Here is a 24,679-nt window from a genome sequence, read left to right as displayed (position 1 = left end):
GGCGCCGAAGTGTCGCGGGTTTCTCGGCAACTGGCCCGGTATTGGGACCGAGCCAGTTAAATAACGTGGAAATCACCGTGAAAAAAATCGCAACAGCAGGGGCCGGTGAAAGAATATTAGTGATTGCCCGGGCACTATCAAAACGATATATTTTCTTTGTTCTTGTTAGTAAAACTCACATACCCCCAGAGATCAGGGAGACCGCCATGGCCTGGAAAAGCGCCTGGGAAAAGGACCTGCCGCGCGGCTGGCATCGTGAACTGCCGCGTCTGCCCGCGCTGACCGCCCTGCGCGCCTTCGAGGCCGCGGCGCGGCACGAGAGCTTTTCGCGCGCCGCGACCGAGCTGTTCGTCACCCACGGCGCGGTCAGCCACCAGATCCGCGCGCTGGAAGAAGAGCTGGGCATGCCGCTGTTCGAGCGCCACGGCAAGCGCGTCGCGCTGACGCCGGCCGGCCGCGTCTATGCCGAGCGCGTGCGCGACGCACTGCTGCAGATCGCCGATGCCACGCGCGTGCTGCAGGCCGGCAACCGTGACAAGCGGCTGACCATCAGCACCATGCCGTCGTTCGCCGCGCGCTGGCTGACGCCGCGCATCGGCAGCTTTATCGAGCGCCACCCGGAACTGGACGTCGAGCTGCTGTCGTCGAACACGCTGGTCGACTTTGCCCGCGAGGAGGTCGATATCGCGCTGCGCATGGGCAGCGGCGACTATCCCGGCCTGTATGTCGAGAAGCTGATGGACGACGTCTTCTTCCCGGTCTGCAGTCCCGGCTTCAACGGCGGACGGCTGCCCGAGCGGCCGCAGGACATGGCCGGCCTGCCGCTGCTGCGCGGCGAGGGCGATCCGTGGAAGCCGTGGTTCGAGGCCGCCGGGCTGGACTGGCCGGAGCCGCGCAAGGGCCTGCTGCTGGAGGATTCGTCGCTGCTGCTGCAAGCCGCTGCCGCGGGCCAGGGGATCGCGCTGATCCGCTCGTCGCTGGCCTACAACGACTTGCTGGCGGGGCGCGTGGTGCGGCTGTTCGATGTCAGCATCCCGTGTCCGTGGTTGCTGTATTTCGTGTGCGCGCCGGGCATGCTGGAGGCACCCAAGGTGCAGGCGTTCCGCGCCTGGTTCCTGCCGGAGATGGAGCGCTTTCGCGAAGTGCTGGCGCAGTGGGCTGACGACTAGTCTTCGGCTGGGTCGTCCGCAGCCTCGGCATCCTGCGGCGCCGCTGTCTTGCGCGCGCGACCGGCGCGCGGATGGGCCTTGTCGTAGACGCGCGCCAGGTGCTGGAAATCGAGAGCGGTATAGACCTGCGTGGTCGAGACGCTGGCATGTCCCAGCATCTCCTGCACCGCGCGCAGGTCGCCGGACGACTGCAGCAGGTGCGTGGCGAACGAGTGCCGCAGCATATGAGGATGCACGTCGGCCGGCACGCCGGCGCGCAAGGCCTGCTGCTTGAGCCGTAGCTGCACGGTGCGCATCGACAGCCGCTTGCCGCGCGGCCCCAGGAACAGCGCGTGCGCGTCTTCCGGGGCGGCGCCGGGGCGCAGCAGCGTGTCGCGCACCGCCAGCCAGGCGCGCAGCGCCTCGACCGCCTTGCTGCCGACCGGCACCGAGCGCTGCCGCGAACCCTTGCCGGTTACCGTGACCTCGGCGCCGGCCAGGTCGAGCCAGCTGCCGGAGCGGTAGCCATCGGCATCGGCGTAGCGCACATCGAGCTGCACCAGCTCGGACAGCCGCAATCCGCTCGAATAGAACAACTCGTAGACCGCGTGGTCGCGCAGCGCCTGCGCATCGGTGCCGGCGGGGTGCGACACCAGCGCCACCGCGTGCTCGACCGACAGCGCTTTGGGCAGTGCGTGGCCCGAGCGCGGCGCGCGCACACCGTCGACCGGATTGACGGTGACGCCGTGGCCATGGCGAGCCGCCCACTGGTAGAAGCCGCGCCATGCCGACAGCGTGCGCGCGATGCTGGTGCCGACCAGCCCGGCGGCATGCAGCCGGGCGGCGAAGTTGCGGATATGGTGGGTCTGCAGCGCCAGCAGCCCGGCGCCGGGCGCGTAGCGTGCCGCGTGGGATTGCAGCACGCGCAGGTCGCGGCTGTAGCTGGAGAGCGTGTGTTCGGCAAGCTTGCGGCTGCCGCGCAGCCAGTCGAGGTAGCGTGTGACGAGAGGATCGGGAGCCGGCGGGGGCGCGCTGTCGCTGGCCGGCGCGGGGTCGTTGGCCTGGCGGGGCGGCCGGCGTGCGGTCATGGCGTCAGCCGCTGTGGTCGACCGCGCCTCAGTCGCGAAGCCGGTTCAGCGCGGCACCGGCGACCTCGCCGATCTGCGTCAGGTAGGCGGTGCCCATGCCTTCATGGAAGCGGCGCGGATCGGGCGAGCCCAGCACCAGCAGGCCGAAGGCCGCGCCCTGTGCGTCCACACCCGCGTCGGCGGCGCGCACGGGCACGCGCAGCGTCACCATCGCCAGCGAGACGATATCGTCGCGCTCCAGCAGCGCCGCGGCCTCGAAGCCGCCGTTGGTGCCGCAGTACGGTGCGCGCAGGCCTTCGGCAAAGATGCGCAGGTCTTCGCTGGCGCCCTGCGCCACTTCCATATGGGCGTACTGCTCGGCCACGTCCCACAGCTTGAGCGCCACCGCCGGCACATCGAACACCTGCTGCAGGCCGTCCTGCACGGCATAGGGCAGCGCGTGCGAATCGGCTTCGGCCAGCAGGCGCAGCTGCCAGTCGTGCATGCGCTGCTGGGTGCGGTCGTTGTCGTGGCCGTGCCGGACCAGGTCCGCCAGGCGCAGCTCCAGACCCTTGTTCTTCTCGCGCAGGATTTCCATCTGGCGCTCCTGCAGCGACACGGCGCGGTGGCTGTGCGGGCTGGTCAGCTGCACCGCGGCCAGCAGCTCGGCGTGCTCTTCGAAGAATTCAGGGTTGCTCTGCAGGTAGGCTGCGACGTCTTGGGCGTTCATGGCGGGAACCGGTAGAGAAAATTGGGTGGCAGTTTAACAAACCCACCCAGCCAGAAGAGGGGCGCGGTGCTGGGTGCACCAAAGCCGCCCGAGCTTGCCTAAGCAAGGTGTTCTCCCCCTCCCGCAGGCGGGAGAGGGGAGCAAACCCTCAGCACGCTGGGCCGCGCTACGTCTGGATCAACCGCTTCTGCCGCGAAATACTCATCAGAATCCCGATCCCCGCCCCCAGCGTCACCAGCGCCGTACCACCATAGCTCATCAGCGGCAGTGGCACCCCCACCACCGGCAGGATGCCACTCACCATGCCCATATTGACGAAGGCATAGGTAAAGAAGATCAGCGTGATCGATCCCGCCAGCAGCCGCGAGAACAGCGTCGGCGCGTTAGCCGCGATAAACAGTCCGCGGAAGATCAGCAGCAGGTACAGCACCAGCAGCACCGCATTGCCGATCAGGCCGAACTCCTCCGAGTACACCGCGAAGATAAAGTCGGTGTGCTTCTCCGGGATGAACTCCAGGTGCGTCTGCGTGCCCTTGAGCCAGCCCTTGCCCTCCACCCCGCCCGAGCCGATCGCGATGATCGACTGGATGGTGTGGAAGCCCTTGCCGAGCGGATCGCTGGTCGGATCGAGCAGCGTGCAGACGCGATGCTGCTGGTAATCGTGCAGCACCGGCCAGTTCACGCCCGGCGCGCACATATCGTTCTGGAACGTGATCAGCAGCGTGATCGCCACCACCAGCAGCCCCAACAGCGGCAGGATCAGCCGCCACGACAGGCCGGCAAAGTAGATCACGTAGATGCCGGCGGCCATCACTAGCAGCGCGGTGCCCAGGTCAGGCTGCTTGGCGATCAGCCCGACCGGGATCAGCAGCAGCAGCAGCGCCACCACGAAGTCGAACCACTTGATCACGCCCTCGCGCTTCTGGAAGTACCAGGCCAGCATCAGCGGCATCGAGATCTTCATGATCTCGGACGGCTGGATCACCATGCCGACATAGAGCCAGCGGCGCGCGCCCTTGCGGATCAGCCCGAACATCGCCACCGCGATCAGCAGCGCCACCCCGACCGTATAGATGGGCACCGCCACCCGCATCAGCGTCTGCGTCGGCATGTAGGCGATCACCAGCATCACCACGTACGACAGCAGGATGTTGCGCAGCTGGTCCTCGACCCGGCCCGGCATGTCGATGGCGGCCGAGTACAGCGCCACGATGCCGGTGGCGAACAACAGGAAGACGATCAGTGAGAGCGGTTTGTCAAAACCGGTCAGCGCGGTCTTGACGAGTGACAGGACGCGGCGTCGATCCATGCGCGTCTCCTTCAGCGAGTGGCGTCGGCACCGCTGGCCGCCTTGGCGGACACGGGCTTGACGCGTGGTTTGGGCGCGGGCGCCTTGACCGGCTGCGCAGCGGGCGCGGAGGCCGGCTGCGGCGCCAGGGGCTTGCTGTGGCCCAGCGCCTGCAGCATGCGTTCATCGAGCGACTGCACCGCCGAAGCCGGCGCGATCGCGGCCGGGTCGATGGCCGCGGCGATGGCGGCGGAGGCGCCGGCGTGCGGCGCGGAGGCCACGGCCACCGCGCTGGCGCCGGCCCCGCTCGCGGCCGCGCCGCCGGACATCACAGTGGCGCTGGCAATGCTGGCGGTCTGGCCGGTGGTGAACACGCTGGGCGTATTGACCGGCGGGCGGCCTGCCACGAGCTCGGTGGCCGGCGGCGCGATCGCTTCCAGCTCGCCGGGCCATTTGCCGGTGAGGTAGAAGTCCATCAGCTTGCGTGCGATCGGCGCGGCCACCGCGGCGCCGAAGCCGGCGTTCTCGACGATCAGCGCGATCGCGATCTTCGGGTTGTCCGACGGCGCAAAGGCGGTGTACAGCGAGTGGTCGCGCTTGCGCTCTTCCAGTGCGTGGTGGTTGTATTTCTCACCCTTGGCCAGGCTGTAGGTCTGCGCGGTGCCGGTCTTGCCGGCGGATTCATAAGCCGCGCCAGCAAACACGCGCGCCGCCGTGCCGGAGTGCGTCACCGCCACCATGGCGCGCTTGATCACGTCGATATCGGCCTGCTTGAGCGGGATCGTGTAGCTTTCCTTGGGCACCGTCAGCGTGCGCTTGCGCGTGACCGCGTCTTCCACGGCCTTGACCAGGTGCGGCTTCATCACCTTGCCGTTGTTGACGATGACCGAGGTAGCCTGCGCCAGCTGCAGGATGGTGAAGCTGTTGTAGCCCTGGCCGATGCCCAGCGAGATGGTCTCGCCGTCGTACCACTTCTGCTGCTCGGGCTTGCGGTAGGCCTTGCGCTTCCAGTCGGTCGACGGCAGGATGCCGCGGCTTTCGCCTTCGATGTCGATCCCCGTGATCTGGCCGAAGCCCAGCGGCTTCATGAAGTCATGGATGCCGTTGACGCCCATGTCGCGCGCCAGCGCGTAGTAATAGGTGTCGCACGAATGCACGATCGAGCTGTGCATGTCGACCCAGCCGTGTCCGCCCGGCTTGTCGTCGCGGAAGGTGTGGTTGCCCAGCGTGAAGAAGCCCGGATCGGACATGCCCCAGGCTGCGGTGCGCTTGCCGGTGGCCAGCGCCGCCAGCGCCATGAAGGGCTTGTAGGTCGAGCCCGGCGGGTAGGTGCCGCGCAGCGGGCGGTTCAGCAGCGGCTTGTCGGGCGAGTTGTTCAGCTCGTTCCAGGTATTGGTATCGATGCCTTCGACGAACAGGTTGGGGTCGTAGGTCGGCTTGGAGACGAAGGCCAGGATGTCGCCCGTGGAAGGCTCGATCGCCACCAGCGCGCCGCGGCGGTCGCCGTAGAGCGCCTCGGCCAGTTGCTGCAGGCGGATGTCGAGCGACAGGATCAGGTTGTTGCCCGGCGTGGCGGGCGAAGTCGACAAGGTACGGATCGGGCGCCCGCCGGCACTCACTTCCACTTCCTCGAAGCCGGTCAGGCCGTGCAGTTCGGTCTCGTAGCTCTGCTCCAGGCCGATCTTGCCGATGTAGTTGGTGCCCTTGTAGTTGTCGCCGTCCTTGCGCGGGTCGTATTTGGCGCTCTCGGCATCGTTGGCCTCGTCCATGGCCTCGATGCGCTCCTGGTCGCGCTGCGAGATGCGGCCGATATAGCCGATCACGTGCGAGGCCGACTCGCCCAGCGGATACTGCCGGAACAGCCGCGCGCGCACGTCCACGCCCGGGAAGCGGAAGCGCTGCGCGGAAAAGCGCGCCACTTCCTCGTCGCTCAGCTGGCTGCGCAGCGGCAGGCTCTCGAAGCTGCGCGACTCTTCCATCAGCCGCTTGAAGCGGCGCCGGTCGCGCGGCTGGATATCCACCAGCGCCGACAGGCCCTCGATGGTGTTGTCCAGCGTGTCGGTCAGCTTGGACGGCGTGATCTCGAGCGTGTAGGCGGAATAATTGCGCGCCAGCACGATCCCGTTGCGGTCCATGATGATGCCGCGGTTGGGCTCGATCGGTGCCACCGAGATGCGGTTATCCTCGGCCTTGGCCGAGTACTGGTCATGCTTGTACCACTGCAGCCACAGGAAGCGCGTGAACAGCAGGCCAAAGCAGATCACCGTGAACAGGGCGGCAGCCGCCACACGGATGCGGAAGCGGCCGATTTCCAGTTCGACGTTGCGGATTTCGGTCATGGTACTGCGTTGGCCAGGAGTGAGCGTTTAGGTGCGGTCAGGTGCGTGCGGCGTCAGATCGGACGCGTCTCGTCGACATCGCTCGAACGGCGCTGCGGCGCCAGCAGCAGGCTGGTGGCCAGCGGCCACAGCAGCGCCTCGATCCCCGGCGCCAGCAACAACGGCCAGCCCGGCAGCGGCGCGCCCATCGCCAGGCGGATCAGCACCGGCACCGCGTGCGCGATAAACAGCAGCGGCAGCACATGCAGCGCCTGGGTATAGACGGTGAACCACAGCACGCGCCGGTGGATGGTGATGGCGAAGTAGGCCAGCAGCGTGTAGGCCAGCGCGTGCTCGCCCAGCAGACGCGCATCGTGCACGTCCATCAGCAGGCCGAGCGCGAACGCCACGCCCATGCCCACCTTGCGCGGCTGGTGGATGTTCCAGAACACCAGCACCAGCGCCACCATGTCGGGGATCCACAGCGTGTCGCCCCAGGGCATCAGGTTGAACAGGAACGCCAGCACGAAGCTGAGCGCGATAAAGGCGGGATTGACCGGCCGCAGCAGGTATTGGCGATTGGTCACTGTGACGCCTCCTTGGCAGGCGGGGCCTTGGCCGCGGCGGCGCTGGCGGCGGCGGCGCGCGCGGCGGCGGACTTGGCGCCCTTGACCGGCGCCTCCGGCTTGGCCTCGACGGTCTCGCGCGCCGGGATGGCGGCGTCGTAGCGCACCACCAGCAGCTGGCGGTGCGCGCGCACGCCGGCCACCGGCTCGCAGTACACGCGCGAGAACGCGGTATCGGCCTTGCGCTCGATATGGACGATCCTGGCCACCGGCAGGCCCGGCGGATAGGTGCCGTCCAGGCCCGAGGTCACCAGCAGGTCGCCCTGCTGCAGGTCGGCCGCGGCGGCCATGAAGCGCAGGTCGAGCTGGCCCGCGCGCGCGCCGCCGAAGGCCACGCTGCGCAGGCCGTTGCGCACCACCTGCACGGGGATGGCCTGGTCCTTGTCGGTCAGCAGCGTCACTTCGGACTGGAACGGCGACACGCGCGTGACCTGGCCCACCACGCCGCGCTCGTCGATCACCGGATAGCCGGCACGCAGGCCGTGCTGGCTGCCCCTGTCGATCACGATCCGCTGGCTGTAGGGGTCGCGCGCATCATAGAGGATCTCGGCGGCCGTGACCGGCGTGGCCGACTGCTGCGCCAGCCCGAGCAGCTTGCGCAGCTGGTTGTTCTCGGCCTCGAGCTGCGCCTGGCGCACCGAGGCCTCGGCCTGCTGCACCGCACTCTGGCGCAGTTCGCGGTTCTCGGTGGCGAGCATGGCGGAGGACTGCGCATAGTCGAACACCGTGCGCAGCGCGTCACGCGGCGTCAGCACCAGGCGTTCGACCGGCATCAGCACGGTGGCGGCAACCTGCCGGCCCACGCTGAGCGCGTCGAAGCGGGCGTCGACCACGAGCAGCGCCAGCGCAATGGCCACATACAGGACCAGCCGGGCGACAGCGGAGGTGCCTTGCTTGAAGAGCGGCGGAGGGGAGTAATCCATTTACCCGATTGAAAACCGGTGCACACGCGGAAACGCCCCGCCGCCCGCCGTACCGCGCCCCAAAAGGGGGCGGCACGGCCAGGCGGCGGGTTCGGTGGGGGCTAGCCCCTGACGGATGCAGCGCCGCGACACCGCCCTGATCGCTGGATCCGGCAGGCCGCGCATCGCCACGTGAGCGTCCTTCTGCTTACTCGTAGGAGAAGATGCTGCCCAGCTTGTCCATGCGTTCCAGCGCCATGCCGGAGCCGCGCACCACACAGGTCAGCGGGTCTTCGGCGACCAGCACCGGCAGGCCGGTTTCCTCGGCCAGCAGGCGATCCAGGTCGCGCAGCAGCGCGCCGCCGCCGGTCAGCATCATGCCGCGCTCGGCGATGTCGGCGCCCAGTTCCGGCGGGGTCTGTTCCAGCGCGATCTTCACCGCCGAGACGATCTGGTTGAGCGGATCGGTCAGGGCTTCCAGGATTTCGTTGGACGAGACGGTGAAGGCGCGCGGGATGCCTTCGGACAGGTTGCGGCCCTTGACTTCCATCTCGCGGACCTCGGAACCCGGGAAGGCCGAGCCGATTTCCTTCTTGATGGCTTCGGCGGTCTGTTCGCCGATCAGCATGCCGTAGTTGCGGCGGATGTAGTTGACGATGGCCTCGTCGAACTTGTCGCCGCCCACGCGCACCGAACCCTTGTAGACCATGCCGCCCAGCGAAATGATGCCCACCTCGGTGGTGCCGCCGCCGATATCGACCACCATCGAGCCCGACGGCTCCGACACCGGCAGGCCGGCGCCGATCGCGGCCGACATCGGCTCCTCGATCAGGTACACCTGGCTGGCGCCGGCGCCCAGCGCCGACTCACGGATGGCGCGGCGTTCGACCTGGGTCGAGCCGCACGGCACGCAGATGATGATGCGCGGGCTCGGACGCAGCAGCTTGCTGTCGTGCACCATCTTGATGAATTGCTTGAGCATCTGCTCGGTGACGGTGAAGTCGGCGATCACGCCGTCCTTCATCGGGCGGATCGCTTCGATATTGCCCGGCACCTTGCCCAGCATCTGCTTGGCTTCCTTGCCCACCGCCGTGATGGTCTTCTTGGCGTTGGGGCCGCCTTCCTGGCGGATCGCGACGACCGAGGGCTCGTCCAGCACGATGCCCTTGTCGCGCATGTAGATCAGCGTGTTGGCGGTGCCGAGGTCGATCGCCAGGTCGTTGGAGAAGTAGCTGCGGAGAAATCCGAACATCAGGAATCCTGTCTGTGGTGGTGTTCGCGGGTAGGCGAAGCGGCCGGCACCGCGGGCGGCCCGGCCACGAAATGCTTGTGTTGAATACGGAATGGTTCTCGGCTTCCCGGCCCGCCCGCCGTCCGGCGCGGGGCGGCCGGGAGCAGAGTCGGAATCGGGATCGGCACCGCCGCCGGCACGCGGTTGCAAAGTTGCAATCTAGCACTTTTGCGAATTTGCATTTTTGCGATTTGCAATGCGCGATGCCGGCCCTACGGGAACCTTTGATTAGACCTCGCGCAAAAGTTCGCGAGTATTTGTCGGGCGCTGGACCGGCATGTCATAAGACATTGAGACATAGTCCGGCCGGCGGCAGAGGCCTAATCAGAGGACCCAGATTTTTTCCACCTTCTGGCGCTTTCGGCGGCCCTGGCGCGGGGGCGCCGGCCAAGGCTGTATGCAGCCAGTTTGGCAGCCATGTGACGAAGGCGTTGCCAAAGGTCGGAAGCACGCAATGATACCTTATAATTCCTGCTGCTTCGGGCGTTTACAGCCTGAAAATACCTGTAATTCCGACGACTCCGTGGCGTCTTTGCCGCGCTCCGGAGCCGCCTGTCCGGGCCGCGCGACGCCTCCGCCGCACGGCCGGCCGCCGGCCCCGCCGGCGCCTTCCGCATCCGAGCATCCGAACACCACGCCATGGCCCTCGACCTATCCGACGTCAAGCGCATCGCCCACCTGGCCCGCATCGAAACCAGCGATGACGAGGCCGCCCAGACGCTTGCGCAGCTGAACAATTTTTTCTCGCTGGTCGAGCAGATGCAGGCGGTCGACACCACCGGCATCGTGCCGCTGGCCCACCCGCTGTCGGCCGTGCGCGACATGGCCCAGCGCCTGCGCGACGACGTGGTCACCGAAGCCGACCGCCGCGAAGATTACCAGCGCCCCGCGCCCGCCACCGAAAACGGCCTGTACCTGGTGCCCAAGGTGATCGAGTGACCGCCGCCGCCGCGAACCCCGCTATCGCGGCCGCTACCTCACTACGTCACCCTGCGCCACCCCTGATGCCAACCGACTGTCATGCCCTTTTCCGCTGATTCCGTGACTTCCCTGCGCCAGCTCGCCGACGCCCTGGCCGCGCGCTCCGTCTCCGCCGAGGAGCTCGCGCGCGAGTACCTGGCCCGCATCGAGCAAGCCGCCGCGCTCAACGCCTTTATCCACGTCGATGCCGAGCGCACCCTGGCGCAGGCGCGCGCCGCCGACGAACGCCGCGCGCGCGGCGAGGCCACGCCGCTGACCGGCGTGCCGGTCGCGCACAAGGACGTGTTCGTCACCCGTGGCTGGCGCGCCACCGCCGGCTCGAAGATGCTGGGCAACTACGAAAGCCCGTTCGACGCCACCGTGGTCGAGCGCATGGCCGCGGCCGGCATGGTCACGCTGGGCAAGACCAATATGGACGAGTTCGCGATGGGCTCGTCCAACGAGAACTCGCATTTCGGCCCGGTGCAAAACCCGTGGGACACCAGCCGCGTGCCGGGCGGTTCGTCTGGCGGCTCGGCCGCGGCGGTGGCCGCAGGCCTGGCGCCCGCCGCCACCGGCACCGACACCGGCGGCTCGATCCGCCAGCCGGCGTCGTTCTCGGGCATCACCGGCATCAAGCCGACCTATGGCCGCGTGTCGCGCTACGGCATGATCGCGTTCGCCTCGTCGCTCGACCAGGCCGGCCCGATGGCCCATAGCGCCGAGGACTGCGCGCTGCTGCTCAACGCCATGGCCGGCTTCGATCCCAGGGATTCGACCAGCATCCCGCCCGAGCAGGGCGGCGTGGACGAGGACTACACCCGCCTGCTGGGCCAGCCGCGTGCCAGCGCCACCGCCGAGCGCCCGCTGGCCGGCCTGCGCATCGGCCTGCCGAAGGAATACTTCGGCAAGGGCCTGTCCGCCGACGTCGAGCAGGCCGTGCGCGCGGCGCTGGCCGAGTATGAAAAGCTCGGCGCCACGCTGGTCGAGGTGTCGCTGCCCAAGACCGAGCTGTCGATTCCCGTGTACTACGTGATCGCACCGGCCGAGGCCTCGTCCAACCTGTCGCGCTTCGACGGCGTGCGCTACGGCCACCGCGCCGCCGAGTACCGCGACCTGCTCGACATGTACAAGAAGAGCCGCGCCGAAGGCTTCGGCCCGGAGGTCAAGCGCCGCATCCTGGTGGGCACCTACGTGCTGTCGCACGGCTACTATGACGCCTACTACCTGCAGGCGCAGAAAATCCGCCGCATCATCGCCGACGACTTCCAGCGCGCCTTCGACCAGTGCGACGTGATCATGGGCCCGGTGGCGCCGACGGTGGCGTGGAAGCTGGGCGAGAAGACCTCGGACCCGGTGCAGATGTACCTGGCCGACATCTTCACGCTGTCGACCAGCCTGGCCGGCCTGCCCGGCATGAGCGTGCCGTGCGGCTTCGGCGAGGGCAACATGCCCGTCGGCCTGCAGCTGATCGGCAACTACTTCGACGAAGCGCGCCTGCTGCAGACCGCGCACGCGTTCCAGCAGGCGACCGACTGGCACCTGCGCCGTCCCGCCAAGGCATGACCATGACCTCGCGCTCCGCCCCCCGCCTGCTTCCGCTGCGCCTGATGGCGGCCGCCGCGCTCGCCGCGGCGGTGGCCGGCTGCATCCCGCTGCCGGGCGGGCTCGGCCGGCCCACGCCGATCGCCAGCCGCGATATCGACCTGGTGGGCGACTGCCGCCGCACCGAGGAAGACGGCTTCCGCGAGGATGCCCAGCTGCGCGTGTCCGACAACAGCGTGCAGCAGCTGTCGTGGAAGCTGTGGGTCGGCAGGCGCGGCTCGTGCAGCTTCAACCTGGCGGACTTCCGCCAGGTCCAGAAGAGGCCGCATATCGAGCTGCGCGCCAATGACGGCAGCGGCTGCAAGCTGATGGTCTGGCAGGACCCGCGCCGCGTTACGCTGGCGCATGCCAACTGCCAGCAGCGCTGCACGCCCGGCATCTACGAGCAGGCCTGGCCCGTGATGTTCGAGCCCGGCAGCGGCGCCTGCGCCAGCACGCGCTGATCTTGCCAATACCGCCGATGCCGACCGCCATGGCCACCGCCTCCGCCACCCCGCCCCGCTCCACCAGCGCCGCCAGCCGGCTGCTGCGCGCGGCCGTGGCGCTGGCGCTGGGTGCGTGGCTGGCCGGCGCCGCGGCGCATACGCCCGACCTCCCCGCGCCCGCGCTGACGCAGCCGGCGCCGCTGACACCCGCCGGCGCGCTGGCACCGAACGCGGTGACGCGGCCGACGCCCGGATCCGCAGCGGCACCCGTGCCGGCGCAGCGCGTCCAGCTGCGCGGCGACGCGACCGCGCCCGCGCTGACCGCCTACTGGTTCCTGCCGCGCGAAGGCGCAACGGCGCGCGCGCTGCCGGTGGTGGTGGCGCTGCACGGCTGCGGCGGGTTGCTGTCGGCGCGCGCCGCGCGCGAGACCACACCAGACGGCGAGGTCGCCGCCATGCTGCAGCAGCGCTATCGCGAATACGCCCAGTGGCTGACCGAACGCGGCTACGCCGTGCTGATGCCCGACAGCTTCAGCGCCCGCGGACGGCCCCACGGCATCTGCACCGAGCCGACCGACACGCGCGGCATCGACGACCGCACCCGCCGCGCCGATGCGCTGGCCGCGCTGCGCTGGCTGGCCAGCCAGCCGGGCATCGATACCTCACGCGTCGTGCTGCTGGGCTGGTCCAACGGCGCGCAGGCGGTGCTGGCCACAGTCGACGCCAGCCGCCCGTGGCCGGCCGGCACGCCGCAGGTGGAACGCGCGGTTGCGTTCTACCCCGGCTGCAAGCGCGCGGTGCAGCAGCACAGCTTCCGCCTGCGCGCGCCGATACTGCTGATGATCGGCGGCGCTGACGACTGGACGCCCGCTACCCGCTGCGCCATGCTGCAGAGCGCCGTGCTGGCGCGCCAGCCGGGGGCGCGCTTCCGGCTGGAGATCTTCCCGGGCGCGTACCACGGCTTTGACGGCACCAGCGAGCTGCATATGCGCCGCGACGTGCCCGCTGCCGCACGCAAGGTGCAAGGCGTCACCGTCGGCGGCGACGCGGTGGCGCGCGTGGCCGCGCTGGCCCAGCTCGACTCATGGCTCGCCAGTCCCGACCCCTAGAAGGCGGAACGAAGCCAAAGAACACCGGGGCGGCAGCGCCGCTCCACCGCAACAAACAGAACCGAAAGAACCGAACAGGAATACCGCCATGCAATGGGAAGTGGTGATCGGCCTCGAAACGCACGCGCAGCTTTCGACGGCCTCCAAGATTTTTTCCGGCACCTCCACCGCCTTCGGGGCCGAAGCCAATACGCAGGCCTCGCCGGTGGACCTGGCGCTGCCGGGCGTGCTGCCGGTGCTCAACAAGGGCGCGGTCGAGCGTGCCATCCAGTTCGGCCTGGCGATCGGCGCCACCATCGCGCCGCGCAGCATCTTTGCGCGCAAGAACTACTTCTACCCCGACCTGCCCAAGGGCTACCAGATCAGCCAGTATGAGATCCCGGTGGTCCAGGGCGGCACCATCACCATCCAGGTCGAGGGCAAGAAGGGCGAGTTCTACGAGAAGACCGTCAACCTGACGCGCGCCCACCTGGAAGAAGACGCGGGCAAGTCGCTGCACGAGGACTTCGCCGGCATGACTGGCATCGACCTGAACCGCGCCGGCACGCCGCTGCTGGAAATCGTCACCGAGCCCGACATGCGCAGCGCCGCCGAAGCGGTGGCCTACGCCAAGTCACTGCACTCGCTGGTGGTGTGGCTGGGCATCTGCGACGGCAACATGCAGGAAGGCAGCTTCCGCTGCGACGCCAACGTGTCGGTGCGCCCGTTCGGGCAGAAGGAATTCGGCACCCGCCGCGAAATCAAGAACCTGAACTCGTTCCGCTTCCTGCAGCAGGCCATCGAATACGAAGTGCAGTGGCAGATCGCGGAGATCGAGGACGGCCGCAAGATCCAGCAGGCCACCGTGCTGTTCGACCCGGATACCGGCGAGACCCGCGCGATGCGCACCAAGGAAGACGCGCACGACTACCGCTACTTTCCCGATCCGGACCTGATGCCGCTGGAAATCGACGCGGCGTGGGTCGACCGCGTGCGCGGCGAACTGCCCGAACTGCCGGCCGCGATGCAGGCGCGCTTTGTCTCGCAATACGGCCTGTCGGCGTATGACGCCACCACGCTGACCGCGACCAAGGCGTTCGCCACCTACTACGAGGCCGTGGTGGCCGACGCCGGCGCGGCCAATGCCAAGCCGGCGGCCAACTGGCTGATGGGCGACGTGGCCTCGCAGCTCAACCGCGAAGGCATCGCCATCGATGCCGCGCCGGTCACGCCGGCGCAACTGGCGAAGCTGCTGACGCGCATTGCCGATGGCACGGTGTCGAACAACACTGCCAAGAAGGATGTGTTCCCGGCGATGTGGGCGGGCGAGCATGGCGGCGATGCCGATGCGATCATTGCGGCCAAGGGGCTGAAGCAGATGTCGGACAGCGGTGAGCTGGAGAAGATCATCGACGATGTGCTGGCGGCCAATGCCAAGTCGGTGGAGGAGTTCCGCGCCGGCAAGGAGAAGGCGTTCAATGCGCTGGTTGGTCAGGCGATGAAGGCGACCAAGGGCAAGGCGAATCCGGCGCAGGTGAACGAATTGCTGCGCAAGAAACTCGGCTGAGTTCAGAGGACTGAGACAGCCTCAACAAACCGCCTGTTTGCTCCCCTCTCCCGCGTGCGGGAGAGGGGCCGGGGGAGAGGGCAGGCGTGTCAAAAGCTGAGCGCGGCGGGTTAAAACCGTTGGCCCCGCTTGATGTGGTTCCTGGCTAGCCCACCCCTCCCCCAACCCTTTCCCCCTGAGAGGAGAGGGAGAACACCTTGCTTAGGCTAGCTCGGGCGGTTCTGGTGCACCCAACACCGTCGGATTCGCTTTCTGCTTCTCTCTTCCCTACATCCCCGCCCTGCCCCGCACCGTCTCCTGCAGCAACGACCTCAACTTCGCCAGCGCCCCCGGATCCCCATGCGCGGCCGAGCGCGCATACCAAATCTTGGCCTGCTCGATATCCCGGTCGACCACGCCTGGCTCGCCGTGCTCATAGAAACTGCCGACGATGTACTGCGCACCGCCGTCGCCGGCACTGGCGGCGCGGCTGTACCACGCGAACGCCTGCGCGTAGTCCCGCGGCACCCCGCGCCCGGTGAAGTAGTTGGTCGCCAGCGCCATCTGCGCCTGCACGTGCCCGCCCTGCGCCGCGCGCTCATACCAGCGGTTGGCTTCCTCGAGTGACTTGGGCACCAGCTCGCCGCGCTCATGCAGGTCGCCCCAGGTGTACTGGGCATGGGTCATCTCATTGTCGGCCGCCTTCTTCAGCCATACCAGAGCCTCCTGCGGGCGGGCGGGGGTGCCCTCGCCACGCAGCAGCATCATGGCGTAGTTGAACTGGGCGAGGCGGTTGCCCTGGCGGGCGGCACTGGCGAAACCGCGCAGGGCCTGGTCGAAGTTGCCGGCCTCATAGGCCGTGACGGCATCGCGGGTCTGGGCCTGCGCCGGCGCGGGCGGCTGCGGCGCGGCAGCGGCGGGTTGCACAGACAGCCATGCGGCGATGGCGCCGGCCAGCAAGACGGCAATCGGGGAACGGGCAATCGACATGGCGGACTCCGGGCGCGGCGCCTTCTTTGCTCCAGTGTAGGAGTCAGGGCACGCGCCCGGTAGGCAGGCTCGGTAGCAGTCTTACTATCCGCGCGAATAATCAACGCACCTTGATTTCACCCCATAACATTCGTCGTACAGATATATAAGCAACGTGCTCAGATCCATCCCGCCCGGTGCAGCCGCCGCCACAGCGCACCGCAGGCAAGCGCCGTCACGCCAATCACCGCCGGGTAGGCGTAGTGGAATTGCAGTTCGGGCATGAAATCGAAGTTCATCCCGTACAGGCTGAACACCACGGTCGGGATCGCCAGGATCGCGCCCCAGCCGGCCAGCCGCTTGACCACCTCGTTCTGGCCCACGGTGACCAGCGCCAGATTGACCTGCACCGCGGTGGTCAGCATTTCGCGCACCACGTCGAGCGTGCGCACCAGCCGGCTGGCGTGATCCTCGATGTCGCGGAAGTAGGCGCGCAGCTCCTTTGGCACCAGGTCCTCGTGCAGGCGGATCAGCTGGCCGCACATATCCTCGACGGGACTGACCGCATTGCGCAGCCGCAGCACCTGGCGCTTGATCCGATACAGGCGTTCGATCGCCGCGCGGTCGAATTCGTCGCGGAAGATGCCTTGCTCCAGCGCTTCGAAGGTATCTTCCAGCCGCGTCACGATTGGCAAGTAGTGGTCGACGACAAAGTCCATCAGCGCGTACAGCACGTAGCCGGGGCCGTTGGCCAGCCCTTGCGGGTCATGTTCGCAGCGCTCGCGCACCGGGGCGTAGGTGCTGCTGGCGCCGTGGCGCACCGACACCACGTAGTTGGGGCCGACGAAGAGATGGGTCTCGCCGACCACGACTTCATCCTCTACCAATTGCGCGGTGTTGAGCACGACGAAGACCGAATCGCCGTAGGCCTCCAGCTTGGGACGCTGGTGCGCGTCGAGCGCGTCTTCCACCGCGAGATCGTGCAGGCCGAAGGCGTGCTGCACCTGGCGCAGCAGCGCGAGGTCGGGTTCGTGCAACCCGAGCCAGACGAAAGTGCCCGGCACGCTCAGCACTGAAGGAATCTCTTCCATGCCGACCGTGCCGAGCCGTTTGCCCTGCCGGTAGGCTACGCAATTGACGATGGCGCCCATGGGAACTCCGCTATCAGATGGCGCAATCGTAACAAGGCTTTGCTTTGCCCACGCTATGCCGTCCCGCTGTCGCGCGGCGCAGGCCACGGCTGGCACACATTCGCCGGGCCACGCTGTGCCATCGCAGTGCATATGGAACGCACAGGCCACCCATCACGCCGGCATCGCGCCTACATCGCTTTTATCACGCCAATTGTTACAGTTCGCGACAGAGACAACGTTAGAATGTGGCATTTCCACGGTCACCCGGCTATGTCCCAGAAGAAAACGCCACGCTTCGAGCTGCGCAGTGGCAACGTCGACGCCCTCCTTCTCGCCCTCCAGACCGCCGACATGGCTGCGCTGCGGGATGACCTCCTCTCCCGCTTCGAAGCCACTCCCGACTTCTTCTCCAATGACGTGATCGCGCTGGACCTGCGCGCACTGGAAGACGATGGCGCCGTTGCGCTCGGAACGGTGATCGAGACGCTTGCCACGCTCAAGGCGCGCGCCATTGGGGTGGTGGCCCGTCCCGGCCAGCGCGAGTGGGCCGAGCGCTTCGGCCTGCCGCTGCTCGACAGCCAGAGCCGCCGCGGCAGCACCACCGATCGCGCCGCCGAGGCCAAGGCCGCTGCTGCCGCGGAACAGGCCGCCGACCAAGCCGCCGCCGAACAGGCCGCGCGCGAAGAGGCCGTCCGCGCGGCCGCTGCCGCCGCGACCGACGCCGCCGTGGCCGCCGCCATCCGCCAGACCCAGACCCTGCTGATCGACAAGCCGGTGCGCTCGGGCCAGCAGATCTACGCGCAGGGCGACGTGGTGATCCTCGACGTGGTCAGCCACGGCGCCGAAGTGATCGCCGAAGGCAACATCCATATCTACGCCCCGCTGCGCGGCCGCGCGCTGGCGGGCGTCAAGGGCAATACCGGCGCGCGCATCTTCAGCACGTGCATGGAGCCTGAACTGATTTCCATCGCCGGCATCTATCGCACCGCGGAGCAGACGCTCCCGGCCGACGTGCTCGGCAAGACCGCCCAGGTCCGCCTGGCCGATGAAAAACTGATCCTGGAAGCGTTGCGGCTCAAATAAGCCAGCGCGCCCCTCGGGATCCCCAATCAAAGCAGCGTAAGCTTCAACCCATTACTGGACCAAAGAGCCATGGCAAAAATCATCGTTGTGACCTCCGGCAAGGGAGGCGTCGGCAAGACCACCACCAGCGCCAGCTTTGCCGCCGGCCTGGCCCTGCGTGGCCACAAGACTGCCGTGATCGACTTCGACGTCGGCCTGCGCAACCTCGACCTGATCATGGGTTGCGAACGTCGCGTGGTGTATGACCTGATCAACGTGGTGCAGGGCGAAGCCAACCTGCGCCAGGCCCTGATCAAGGACAAGAAGTGCGAGAACCTGTTCATCCTGCCGGCCTCGCAGACGCGCGACAAGGACGCGCTTACGCGCGACGGCGTCGAGAAGGTCATCAACGGCCTGATCGACATGGACTTCGAATTCATCGTCTGCGATTCGCCGGCTGGCATCGAGTCGGGCGCGCTGATGGCGATGTACTTCGCCGATGAAGCGCTGATCGTCACCAACCCGGAAGTGTCATCGGTGCGCGATTCGGATCGCATCCTGGGCATCCTGGCATCCAAGACCAAGCGCGCCAGCGAGGGCGGCGACCCGATCAAGGAACACCTGCTGATCACCCGCTACAACCCCAAGCGCGTGCATGGCGGCGAGATGCTGTCGCTGACCGACATCCAGGAAATCCTGCGCATCAAGCTGATCGGCGTGGTGCCGGAGTCTGAAGCCGTGCTGCATGCGTCCAACCAGGGCACGCCCGCCATCCACCTGGAAGGCAGCGACGTATCCGACGCCTATGGCGACGTGGTGGACCGCTTCCTCGGCAAGGACAAGCCGATGCGTTTCATCGACTACCAGAAGCCGGGGTTGTTCTCCCGCATCTTCGGCAACAAGTAACGGTCAGGAGGGCTCATCCCAATGTCGATCCTTTCCTTCCTGCTGGGAGAGAAGAAGAAGTCCGCGTCGGTCGCCAAGGAGCGGCTGCAGATCATCCTCGCCCACGAGCGCACCGGCCATTCCGCGCCCGCCGACTACCTGCCCGCGCTGCAGCGCGAGCTGGTGGCGGTGATTTCAAAGTACGTCAAGATCAGCGACCAGGACCTGCGCGTGAGCCTCGAGCGCCAGGACAATCTCGAGGTCCTTGAAGTCAAGATCGAAATCCCGCAGGGCTGATTCCCCCAGTCCTCATCGCTGTTCACCCTGACCGCGGCGCGGCTCCTGCGCCGCGGTTTGTCCCTCCCCTCTCTCCCCGCTTTCTCCCGCTCCCCCGCCAGCTCAGTGCACAGGCCCGGTTTCCGGCTTTGCCGCTTCGCACCGATCCGGAATTGTGTAGCGGCCAGACAACGGAATTGCACCAAAATCCTGCTGGAAAGCGCGCTTTGGCGGAGTTTTGTGTCCTTAATGCTTACGTTTTGTTAGATTTTCGCGACGTCTACACCAAACGTAGACCTCGTCACTGCCGTGATCCGGCGGAGAACAATACAAGACAGAAAAGGAGCACCATGAAGAAATCGGCCATCGTCCTCGCAGCCGGCAGCCTGTTGGCAGGTTCGGCGTACGCCCAGGCGTCCGTCACCCTGTACGGTATCGTCGACCAGAGCATCCGCTTCACCACGAACGCCAACGCCAACAACGACAATCTGTGGGAACTGACCAACGGCGCGGTCACCAACAGCCGTTGGGGCCTGAAGGGCAGCGAAGCCCTCGGCAACAACCTGAAGGCAATCTTCCAGCTGGAAGGCGGTTTCGATCCGGACACCGGCCGCTCCAACCAGGCCAGCGCCACCAACCCGAACGGCCGCCTGTTCGGTCGTCAGGCTTACGTTGGCCTGTCGGGTGACTTCGGCGCGATCAAGCTGGGCCGCCAGTACACCGAAGGCTTTAACTTCTTCGGCGACTACGATCCGCTGACTATCGGCAACTACACCGCCAACGCCTGGCCGTTCTTCCTGACCCAGTTCCGCAGCGACAACGTGGTCAGCTACAGCGGCAAGTTCGGCGGCCTGGACGTGGGCGCCGGCTACGGCTTCGGCGAGCAGCCGGGCAGCATGACCAAGAACCAGTACTGGGGCGCTCGTGCCGCCTACACGTACGGTCCGTTCGGCGTCGGCGGCGTGTACCAGGAAATCCGCGACATCAACGGCAACAAGCAGCAAATGTGGGGCGCTGCCGGTAAGTACTCGATCGGCCCGGCCAAGATCTTCCTGGGTTACGTGGGTGGCAAGGACCGCACCGGCGTGATCGACAACGGCTTCCTGAACAACTCGGCTTCCGCGCCTCCCGCGCCCGTGGTCGCTGCCGGTGCTGTCAACAACCCGCGCAAGGACACCATCGGCTACATCGGCGTGACCTACCAGGCCACCCCGGCCCTGGCCCTGACCGGCGTGTTCTACGGCGACTACGTCGAGAACAAAAACGGCGTGAACGACAACAACGGCCGTCGCTACACCGGCGTGCTGCTGGCCGAGTACTCGCTGTCCAAGCGCACCCAGGTTTACGGTACGGTTGACTTCAACAAGGTTTCGGGCGGCACCACCACCGAACTGCCGGGCCGTAACAACCAGACCGGCGCTGCTGTCGGCATCCGCCACATCTTCTGATCGTTTGCCCGATTGGCAGACCCTGGCAGAAAGGCACCTTCGGGTGCCTTTTTTCATGGGCGCGGCCGGCGCCGCAGCCACAGGTACCAGCCTGTCTGCGGCGAGGCTTGCGTCGCGTCCCTGGCTGGTGGCGCCGCCATCGGCTGCAGCGCCGGCCCGGGCTCGGCCAGCCGCGCGGCGCTGTCTTCATCGACGGGATCGAGTGCGATCCATAGCGCCATGCCGCCCGCGTGGCGGCGGCACCTGATGCGCAGCGCGGTACCCTGCCCCGCGGCACCGATGGCGCACGAGAGCAGCCATCCCAGCGTTTGCACCAGCATGGCGTGGTCGCCGCCGATGCGCGGCGGGCGCCCTGCCGGCCGGTCCAGCCGGATACCGGCCTCGCCGGCGGCGTCCCAGACACGGTCCAGCGCTTCATCAGCAGGGCTTCCATGGCGAGGCGGCGCATGCGGTAGGGGTGGCGGGTTTCGCGCAGCAGCCGGTTCAGCGCATCGAAATACCGCAGCGAGCGGCGCGAATGGCCGTCGACCTGTGCCAGCAGCGCCGCGTCGGCCTGCGCCTGGGTGCGGCGCAGTGCCAGCCAGGCCAGCAGCGAGGCATGAGGCTCGCGCAGGTCGTGGCCGAGCACATGGAGCACCATGTCGCGCACGGCGCCGGGATCGCGCACGCCGGCGTCCGGTCGGCGAACAGGCGCTGCCCCCCCCTGCGCCGGAGCAGCCAGTGCGCGCCCGCCCACAGTGCCGCACCAAGCGCAGCAACGCGCAACAGGCCCGGCCTCATGCGGCAGCAAGCGCGGCGCTGCCGGTGCGCTCCAGCCGGTAGCCATGCGTGTAGACCGGCGTCAGCCGCAAGCCATGCGCCGCATGCAGGTCCAGTTTGCTGCGCACGCGCGACACATGGGCATCGATGGTGCGCGACATCGGCGAGATCTCGCGGCCCCAGACCGCGGCAGTGATGTGGTCGCGCGTGACGATGCGCCCCTCGTTGCGGAACAGCAGCACCGCCAGATCGAACTCCTTGGGTGTCAGCCCGACCGGGTGGCCGTTGCAGGTGACCTTGCGGGTGGCGCAGTCGAAGGCGTAGTCGCCGAGCCGCAGGCATTCGATGCGCGCGGCCAGTTCGGCCTGGCGCACCGGCTTGACCATGTAATCGTCGGCGCCGGCCGTCAGCGCGTTGACGATGTCGTGCTCGGCATCGCGGCAGGTCAGGAACATCACCGGCACGCGCCGGTCGAGATTGGTGCGCATCCACGCCAGCACCTCGCGCCCGGACAGGTCCGGCATCTGCCAGTCCAGCAGCAGCAGCAGGTCGAAACCGGCGTCGCGCAGCGCCAGCAGCAGGCGCCGGCTTTCGCCGAAGCTCACGCATTCATGCCCGGCGCTGGCAATGACCTGGCGGATCAGCGCCACATCCGCGGGCGCGTCTTCAAGTGATGCAATTCTCTTTCCCATATATTGTCTCGACGGCGCTTGCCCGGCCGGTTGGCGTCCCGTGGCCGCCGGGCCGTAGCGGCTCATTTAAGACCGCGTGCGCAGGCACACGAATAGGAAAGAACTCAAACTCGATTTTCCACAATCTTTTACTTCTCGCCTCAGCAGGCCGCTCCTACCATGGGCTTCGCTGCGGGCCGCGATGGTCCGCGCCGTCTTTCAACTCTTTTCCATGCGCGCATTCCGATGCACCCGCGCAGGAGCCACGCCCGTGAAGATCGCCGCGCTGCAGGCGGACCCGACCCTTGCCGTCCGCATTGAACAGACCCTGCGCCTGGGCGGCCACCAGTGCACGCGCTACCTCAGCGGCCGCTCGATGATCGGCGCGCTGCGCGGCAGGTCGTTCGACCTCTTGATGCTCGATTGCGATACGCCGGGGATTCCGGCCCTGGAAGTGCTGGCGTGGGTGCGCCGCACGCACGGCCACGAGGTGCCGGTGATGCTGACCGGCACCTCGGATGAAGAGGCCGTTGTGGTGTCCTGCCTGGCCCAGGGCGCCGACAGCTACCTGCCCAAGCCGCTGCGCACGGGCGAACTGGCCGCGCGCGTGCTGGCGCTGTTGCGCCGCACGCGCCTGGCGGGCGAGGCCTGCGACCTCGCGCATGGCGCCTTCCGCTTTGCCACCGCGGAGCGGCGGGTGTGGGTACATGGCAAGCCGGTGCTGCTGGCGCCCAAGGAATTCGACCCGGCGGTACTGCTGTTCCGCAACCTGGGCTCGCTGGTGCTGCGACAGGCCATGGTCGACCAGGTCTGGCGCTACCACGTGGACCCGGCCTCGCGCACGGTCGACAGCCACCTGTCGCGCGTGCGTACCAAGCTGGCGCTGTGGCCGCACAACGGCGTGCGGCTGTCGTCCGTGTATGGGCTCGGCAGCCGGCTCGATGCGACCTAGGCCGGCCCGGGGGGCGAGTTTCAGTCGGCCTTGATGCCGGCTTCCTTCACGATGCGGGCGTTCTCCGCGTACTCCTCGCGGATGGCCTTGGCGAACTGCGCCGGCGTACCGCCGGTGGGCACCTCGCCGCCCTTGAGCAGGCGCTCATGGACCTCCTGCTCGGCCAGCGCCTTGTTCAGCTCGGCGTTCAGGCGGTTGATGATGGCCGCCGGCGTCTTGCCCGGCGCGAACACGCCGAAGGTGGATGTCAGGTTGGCCTTGGGATAGCCGAGTTCGGCCAGCGTCGGCACCGACGGCAGGCTCTCCAGCCGTTTCGGCGCGCCCACTGCCAGCGCGCGCAGGCGGCCAGCCTGCATATGCTGCGTCAGCACCGGGCTGGCGTTGGTGCTCATCACCTCGAACTGGCCGCCGAGCGCGTCGTTCATCTGCTGGCCCGCGCCCTTGTACGGGATCAGCGTGATATCGGCCTTCGACTTCTGCTTGATCTGCTCCAGCACCACATGGCCGACCGTGCCCAGGCCCGAGGTCGCCCAGCGCACCGAGCCCGGCTTGGCGCTCGCCTGGCCGACCACGTCGGCAAAGCCCTTGCCGCTGAAACTGTTGGTGGCAACCACCAGCACCGGCGAGTACATCACGCTCATCACCGGCGCCACGTCCTTCTGCGGATCGTAGTTGACGTGGCCGACGTGCGGATTGAGCGTCAGCGGGCTGGTCGATGCAAACCCCAGCGTGTAGCCGTCCGGCGCGGCCTTGGCCACCGCATCGATGCCGATGCTGCCGCCGGCGCCGGCCTTGTTCTCGACCACCACCGAGGCGCCCATCTGCGCCGACAGGCGTTCGCCCAGCGCGCGCGCCACGGTGTCGCTGATGCCGCCGGTCGGGTAGGCGACGATCAGGCGGATCGGGCGGCTGGGGTAGTTATCGGCTGCTGCTGCGGCGGCGGGCAGCGCGGCAGCCAGCAGGCCGGCGGCACAAGTCGCGGCCAGCAAGGTCGGGCGGAAAGGGAAGGCCATGATGTCGAAATGCGGGAGAAATTCGGGAGGAATCCGGTAGATCGCCTGGCGCGACTGCAACGTGCCGCGCTGGCTCGAGGCAGCCGCTATCTTAGCCGATCAGTTGCGTGCTCAACGCACCGCCAGCGCACCGCCAGCGCACCGCCAGCGCACCGCCAGCGCACCGCCAGCGCACCGTCAGCGCACCAGCGGCCGCTCGGGCACCCACGAGACAAAGAGCTCGTTGGCCCGGTCATACAGCCGCCATACCGTGCCGCAGTCGCGGCAGGCAAAGGTCAACATGCTGAACGGCACGCCGGCCGCGCTCTGGCTGACCAGCGGCGCCGTGCCGCGCAGCGCCAGGCAGGCCGGCGGCTCGCGCCGGCGCGGATCGGCCGCCAGCTCCAGGCAACGCTCGCAGGCGGGCTTGGCAGGGGCGGCGGGCTGCGGTGATGAGGGCGGCATCGGGGGCGGGGGCACGGCGGACTTCATGCCCGCCATGATGCCGCAAATCGGCTCCCGAAAGCAGCCGGCGGCA

The 24,679-nt window shown here is 67.7% G+C and carries 24 protein-coding genes; 11 read left to right on the top strand and 13 right to left on the bottom strand.

The genetic code is table 11. The features are described 5' to 3' along the window. Positions 1 to 206: 206 nt before the first annotated feature. Positions 207 to 1,169, top strand: a complete 963-nt coding sequence (locus ABNX08_RS00365; protein ID WP_022533181.1) for a transcriptional regulator GcvA — start codon at positions 207 to 209, stop codon at positions 1,167 to 1,169. On the opposite strand, the gene xerC is transcribed toward ABNX08_RS00365, so the two are convergent. The 7 genes from xerC to ABNX08_RS00330 form a co-directional block, all read right to left on the bottom strand. Continuing rightward, complete coding sequence (gene xerC / locus ABNX08_RS00360; RefSeq protein ID WP_022533180.1) at positions 1,166 to 2,236, bottom strand: tyrosine recombinase XerC; 1,071 nt, start codon at positions 2,234 to 2,236, stop codon at positions 1,166 to 1,168. The genes ABNX08_RS00365 and xerC overlap by 4 nt on opposite strands. Before the next feature lie 28 nt (positions 2,237 to 2,264). Next, positions 2,265 to 2,945 (bottom strand): DUF484 family protein, encoded by a 681-nt coding sequence (locus ABNX08_RS00355; protein ID WP_022533179.1) that lies wholly within the window; start codon positions 2,943 to 2,945, stop codon positions 2,265 to 2,267. A 166-nt stretch (positions 2,946 to 3,111) separates the two neighbouring features. After that, complete coding sequence (gene rodA, locus ABNX08_RS00350) at positions 3,112 to 4,254, bottom strand: rod shape-determining protein RodA (protein ID WP_022533178.1); 1,143 nt, start codon at positions 4,252 to 4,254, stop codon at positions 3,112 to 3,114. An 11-nt stretch (positions 4,255 to 4,265) separates the two neighbouring features. Continuing rightward, positions 4,266 to 6,572, bottom strand: a complete 2,307-nt coding sequence (gene mrdA / locus ABNX08_RS00345; RefSeq protein WP_022533177.1) for a penicillin-binding protein 2 — start codon at positions 6,570 to 6,572, stop codon at positions 4,266 to 4,268. Positions 6,573 to 6,625: 53 nt separating this feature from the next. Beyond that, on the bottom strand, positions 6,626 to 7,138 hold the full coding sequence (mreD, locus tag ABNX08_RS00340; protein ID WP_022533176.1) for a rod shape-determining protein MreD: 513 nt from the start codon (positions 7,136 to 7,138) through the stop codon (positions 6,626 to 6,628). Continuing rightward, positions 7,135 to 8,100 carry a rod shape-determining protein MreC gene (gene mreC, locus ABNX08_RS00335; protein WP_022533175.1) on the bottom strand — a complete coding sequence of 322 codons (966 nt, stop codon included), beginning with the start codon at positions 8,098 to 8,100 and terminating at the stop codon, positions 7,135 to 7,137. The genes mreD and mreC overlap by 4 nt, the downstream gene beginning before the upstream one ends. A 187-nt stretch (positions 8,101 to 8,287) precedes the next feature. Beyond that, a complete protein-coding gene (locus ABNX08_RS00330; RefSeq protein ID WP_008648066.1) occupies positions 8,288 to 9,331 on the bottom strand; it encodes a rod shape-determining protein in 1,044 nt (347 codons plus the stop codon). Between the two features lie 678 nt (positions 9,332 to 10,009). Here ABNX08_RS00330 and gatC point away from each other — a divergent pair. The 5 genes from gatC to gatB all read left to right on the top strand — a co-directional run bounded on the left by gatC (position 10,010) and on the right by gatB (position 15,015). Further along, complete coding sequence (gene gatC, locus ABNX08_RS00325; protein ID WP_349605240.1) at positions 10,010 to 10,309, top strand: Asp-tRNA(Asn)/Glu-tRNA(Gln) amidotransferase subunit GatC; 300 nt, start codon at positions 10,010 to 10,012, stop codon at positions 10,307 to 10,309. Positions 10,310 to 10,390: 81 nt separating this feature from the next. Beyond that, positions 10,391 to 11,896, top strand: coding sequence for an Asp-tRNA(Asn)/Glu-tRNA(Gln) amidotransferase subunit GatA (gatA, locus tag ABNX08_RS00320; RefSeq protein WP_022533173.1), 1,506 nt, complete (start codon positions 10,391 to 10,393; stop codon positions 11,894 to 11,896). Then, the gene (locus ABNX08_RS00315; RefSeq protein WP_349605242.1) at positions 11,893 to 12,378 is read left to right on the top strand and encodes a hypothetical protein; all 486 of its coding nucleotides are present in this window, start codon (positions 11,893 to 11,895) and stop codon (positions 12,376 to 12,378) included. The genes gatA and ABNX08_RS00315 overlap by 4 nt, the downstream gene beginning before the upstream one ends. Before the next feature lie 29 nt (positions 12,379 to 12,407). Then, a complete protein-coding gene (locus ABNX08_RS00310; RefSeq protein WP_349605244.1) occupies positions 12,408 to 13,469 on the top strand; it encodes a dienelactone hydrolase family protein in 1,062 nt (353 codons plus the stop codon). Between the two features lie 88 nt (positions 13,470 to 13,557). Further along, entirely contained in the window at positions 13,558 to 15,015 is a 1,458-nt protein-coding gene (gatB, locus tag ABNX08_RS00305) for an Asp-tRNA(Asn)/Glu-tRNA(Gln) amidotransferase subunit GatB (protein ID WP_022533170.1), read from the top strand. A 267-nt stretch (positions 15,016 to 15,282) separates the two neighbouring features. On the opposite strand, the gene ABNX08_RS00300 is transcribed toward gatB, so the two are convergent. Beyond that, positions 15,283 to 15,984, bottom strand: a complete 702-nt coding sequence (locus ABNX08_RS00300) for a tetratricopeptide repeat protein (protein ID WP_022533169.1) — start codon at positions 15,982 to 15,984, stop codon at positions 15,283 to 15,285. A 158-nt stretch (positions 15,985 to 16,142) separates the two neighbouring features. Further along, the gene (locus ABNX08_RS00295; RefSeq protein ID WP_022533168.1) at positions 16,143 to 17,114 is read right to left on the bottom strand and encodes a magnesium and cobalt transport protein CorA; all 972 of its coding nucleotides are present in this window, start codon (positions 17,112 to 17,114) and stop codon (positions 16,143 to 16,145) included. A 252-nt stretch (positions 17,115 to 17,366) separates the two neighbouring features. On the opposite strand from ABNX08_RS00295, the gene minC reads away from it, so the two are divergent. The 4 genes from minC (at position 17,367) to ABNX08_RS00275 (ending at position 20,767) form a co-directional block, all read left to right on the top strand. Continuing rightward, positions 17,367 to 18,179, top strand: coding sequence for a septum site-determining protein MinC (gene minC, locus ABNX08_RS00290; protein WP_041680914.1), 813 nt, complete (start codon positions 17,367 to 17,369; stop codon positions 18,177 to 18,179). A gap of 69 nt (positions 18,180 to 18,248) precedes the next feature. Next, positions 18,249 to 19,064: a septum site-determining protein MinD gene (minD, locus tag ABNX08_RS00285; RefSeq protein WP_022533166.1), complete on the top strand. Its 816-nt coding sequence runs from the start codon at positions 18,249 to 18,251 to the stop codon at positions 19,062 to 19,064. Positions 19,065 to 19,085: 21 nt separating this feature from the next. Further along, positions 19,086 to 19,340, top strand: a complete 255-nt coding sequence (gene minE, locus ABNX08_RS00280; protein ID WP_006164360.1) for a cell division topological specificity factor MinE — start codon at positions 19,086 to 19,088, stop codon at positions 19,338 to 19,340. Between the two features lie 329 nt (positions 19,341 to 19,669). Next, positions 19,670 to 20,767 (top strand): porin, encoded by a 1,098-nt coding sequence (locus tag ABNX08_RS00275; protein WP_349605248.1) that lies wholly within the window; start codon positions 19,670 to 19,672, stop codon positions 20,765 to 20,767. A 53-nt stretch (positions 20,768 to 20,820) separates the two neighbouring features. Here ABNX08_RS00275 and ABNX08_RS00270 read toward each other — a convergent pair whose 3' ends face one another. Together ABNX08_RS00270 and ABNX08_RS00265 are read right to left on the bottom strand one after the other, a co-directional pair. Continuing rightward, the gene (locus ABNX08_RS00270; protein WP_022533164.1) at positions 20,821 to 21,087 is read right to left on the bottom strand and encodes a hypothetical protein; all 267 of its coding nucleotides are present in this window, start codon (positions 21,085 to 21,087) and stop codon (positions 20,821 to 20,823) included. A 456-nt stretch (positions 21,088 to 21,543) separates the two neighbouring features. After that, positions 21,544 to 22,218 (bottom strand): response regulator transcription factor, encoded by a 675-nt coding sequence (locus ABNX08_RS00265; protein ID WP_022533163.1) that lies wholly within the window; start codon positions 22,216 to 22,218, stop codon positions 21,544 to 21,546. A gap of 250 nt (positions 22,219 to 22,468) precedes the next feature. Between ABNX08_RS00265 and ABNX08_RS00260 the strand changes: the two genes are divergently transcribed. Next, complete coding sequence (locus ABNX08_RS00260) at positions 22,469 to 23,149, top strand: response regulator transcription factor (RefSeq protein ID WP_022533162.1); 681 nt, start codon at positions 22,469 to 22,471, stop codon at positions 23,147 to 23,149. Positions 23,150 to 23,169: 20 nt separating this feature from the next. Here the strand turns inward: ABNX08_RS00260 and ABNX08_RS00255 are convergent, their stop codons facing one another. Both ABNX08_RS00255 and ABNX08_RS00250 read right to left on the bottom strand, forming a co-directional pair. Next, entirely contained in the window at positions 23,170 to 24,162 is a 993-nt protein-coding gene (locus tag ABNX08_RS00255; RefSeq protein WP_041681198.1) for a tripartite tricarboxylate transporter substrate binding protein, read from the bottom strand. A gap of 177 nt (positions 24,163 to 24,339) precedes the next feature. Further along, a complete protein-coding gene (locus ABNX08_RS00250) occupies positions 24,340 to 24,642 on the bottom strand; it encodes a hypothetical protein (protein WP_022533160.1) in 303 nt (100 codons plus the stop codon). Positions 24,643 to 24,679 lie beyond the last annotated feature (37 nt).

The sequence above is a fragment of the Cupriavidus sp. DF5525 genome (assembly GCF_040149425.2).
In the GTDB taxonomy this organism is placed as follows: Bacteria; Pseudomonadota; Gammaproteobacteria; order Burkholderiales; family Burkholderiaceae; genus Cupriavidus; species Cupriavidus pickettii_A.
This window is presented reverse-complemented; position numbering and strand designations above follow the sequence as displayed.